General features: G+C 53.5%; 2 protein-coding genes. Both read right to left on the reverse strand.

What is annotated here, in order from left to right; translation table 11 throughout:
• Positions 1–13 precede the first annotated feature (13 nt).
• On the reverse strand, positions 14–250 hold the full coding sequence (locus ACYCZ5_RS13975) for an antitoxin (RefSeq protein ID WP_461545416.1): 237 nt from the start codon (positions 248–250) through the stop codon (positions 14–16).
• 209 nt (positions 251–459) lie between these two features.
• Positions 460–2,904, reverse strand: a 2,445-nt coding sequence (locus tag ACYCZ5_RS13980) for a conjugal transfer protein TraG N-terminal domain-containing protein (RefSeq protein WP_461545417.1), incomplete at its 5' end; no start/stop codon positions are given.

A 2,904-nucleotide genomic window follows, 5' to 3' on the forward strand; every position in this document is an offset into this window, starting at 1 on the left:
ATGAATTTCGGCTTCATAGTGCTTCGCGCTCTGCTTCCTGATTGTGCTCGCGTCCATCGGACATGAAATCGGGGGTGAATTTAGCAAAATTTGCCAGAACATCTCCCATGCGACGTTGGGCTGGCCGAATTCTCAATTCATCACCATTTCGCTCAATGATTAGATCCATATCAAAAGAGCTGTATGCCAATTCGGCAGGGATGCGAACCGCCTGCGAATTACCGTTCTTGAATAGCCTGGTTGTTGTCATGTCTAACTCCGCATATGTTTACGTGTACATCCTACCCCCGCCCTCGCCAAATGTAAATACATGGATGTACTTTTACATATCGTACCCGGAAAGGGCTGTCACTGCGCAGGCTGACTCAGTACACGCCCAGACCGTCTGCAGGACGCATGATGTGTAGAATCTGGCTCTGAGGTATTCTCCAGTACGCCTGTGGATCGCCTAGTGTGGTGTTATTTACTTACTGGTGTCTGGCTATTGGGTGAAGCTTTCGCAGCCGCCTTCTCAGTTGCCTCACGTGCAGCCCCCAATGAGTTGTTGTCACCATTATTGTCCGCAGTTGAAGCCGGTTCTGCAGACGGGTACTTGATTTGGCCGCTGCTTACCCTTCCCGGCGACGGGGTGGGATCTGCTGCCAAATCAGAGACGATACCCATCACTGCCTCATCGGTCTTTTTCACCGCCTCTATAGCCTGCGGGGCTGCTCCCCGCTCGCCAGTCAACTGATTAGCAACAACTCCGCCTGCGGCAACACCCCCGACTTGGCCAATCCCAGTGACGGTTTGGGCGGCATCGACCTCGGCCTTTGCGCCAGCTTTGGCCGCCGCCTTCTCAGTTGCCTCACGTGCAACCGCCGAGACTTCAGGAGCGACTGCGCCTTCAGCTTTCACAGCACCCGCCGCAATGCGTTCTTCAGTTTTTCCAGCAACCTTTAGTGCTGTAGTTTGTGCAGCATCACCAGAGTGTTTTCCAACCCTTGCTGCAACGTTTGCAGCCTCTCCGCCCAACTTGGAAACCACCTTACCTCCAACCGGCCCCCCTATTGCCATCGACCCGGCAAAGATCGCCGTATCGATAGCCGCATCCACCAAGTCACCCTTGTACTTGTCGGCAGATGGCTTGGCCACGCCGGCATCCGCGCTAACCATACCTCCCGCATCCAAAAGCTTCATGGTGCCTTCAGGCAATACCGATGCGGCAGCGTTCTGCGCTGCAAGCCCCATATTGTTCTGACGCGTAGGATCTGTGTTCGAAGTGACCGAGCTTTTTATCGGCTGCCCTGCCGATGTAATGCCGCTATTCCCAAGGTTAATCTGCTGAGTTGCGCGGCCAAGCATTTGATCGGCAGCAGGGGATACCGTGTCAGCCGGGCCTTTCCCAATAGTGACACCCGCCTTGTCTTGTTTGTCTTTGACAGCCTCCATGTTCCCGCTATGCTTTGTCAGTACGTCGCCTGACGTGCCGACCGCGCCAGCGTTTTTGCTGTGTATCGCCTCAATGTTGTTGGTCGGTTTCGGAATGTTCTTATCAAGCTCGGGCACCATCTTTTCATCAACGAACTGCTGTGCATACTTCCCAATGTCTTCAGGAGCATTACGAGACATGGACTCCACATCGCTGGCAGTGAAATTCTTACCCGTGGTCGGATTAACCTGCCCTTTCATCCACTCCATAAACTGGTTATTGGCATTAGCGTCAAACCCGGCCGCATTTTCCTTAACTCTGGATGCGGCATCCCTGTATGAATCTGCTGTCGTATGCGTAGCGGTTGCTGAAGTGACGTATGCCGTACTTTCATCCAAGCTGGCCCTGATGCCCCTGGCTGCTTTCGATCCCGCATCTTCACCAGTCGCGAAGTCTTTTTGGTGTGATGCCGTATCGGCTCGCTGAACGGCCGCCTTGAATTCTTTCTGCTGGGAAAGTTCGTGGGCAAGTTTTTGATTTTGTGAAGTGGCTGAACTACTTTTTCCTCCTGTCTGAACTCCTCCGGAGACAGTTGCACCGGTTCCAAGTATGTTCAGTCCGCCAGATGCTTCGGCGCGAGCGTAAGCCTGAATTTCAGCCATCTGTGTTTGATTCAAGCCATGTTCCTTAGCGAACTTGTCAGCCAGCTTTTGTTCGGTCTCATACGCCTGCATAAACTGTGCTGTGCTGCCAGTGGAAGAAGTTGTTCCAGATCGAGTGCCAGTTCCATGAGACTGATCATACGAGCCGTACTGTGCTCTGGCGGCTGCAATACTATCGCTTGCGGCAGACTGGTATGCCATGGCAGCGCCATCCAGTTTTTCACCTGTCTGGGTCAGCGCCCCGGCAGTTCTGCCACTGGCCTTCAAGTTAGCCCCAATATTCTGGAATGCCTCACTATTATTGATGATCTCTCCATTGCTGCCATAATTGTGTTTGACAAAATCGGAGTTGCTTGCAGTCATCCCGCCTTGTGTGATGGTCGGCCTTGCGCTTATTTGATTCATGCTCAAGTTATCTGCCGACTGACTGCCAAGCGACGCGCTCCCCATGGAGAAGGAACCGGATGCCATGCTCGAAGCTACCTGCGAGGATTCGCGTGTTGGTGCCACCATGCCGCCAATTGCCTGTGCTCCGACATCCCCTCCCTTCACGATTGCCGAGGCGATCATTGGGATGGCGGTCGCCGCTATCATGCCGGCGATCGCCTCGTCGCTGATGTAGGCGTTATTCACTTGGCTGTATTCAGCCATCGACAATCCCATTCCGCTTGTCATGGCCGCCAGCTCCTGGGAGTGGATTGTCATGATCAGGTGCATCACTGCATAGAGTGGAGGCCAAAGCTGAATCCATACCAAGCTCATCACATAAGCTTTCAGCACCAAACCACCTTTGTGTCCGGCCATCAGGATAAGGAGCATGATGATCGGGAA

The sequence above is a fragment of the Sideroxydans sp. genome (assembly GCF_054604835.1).

Bases quoted from the DNA above. Each gene is read 5' to 3' on its own strand.
- ACYCZ5_RS13975 (WP_461545416.1), bottom strand. From the start codon at position 250: ATGACAACAACCAGGCTATTCAAGAACGGTAATTCGCAGGCGGTTCGC.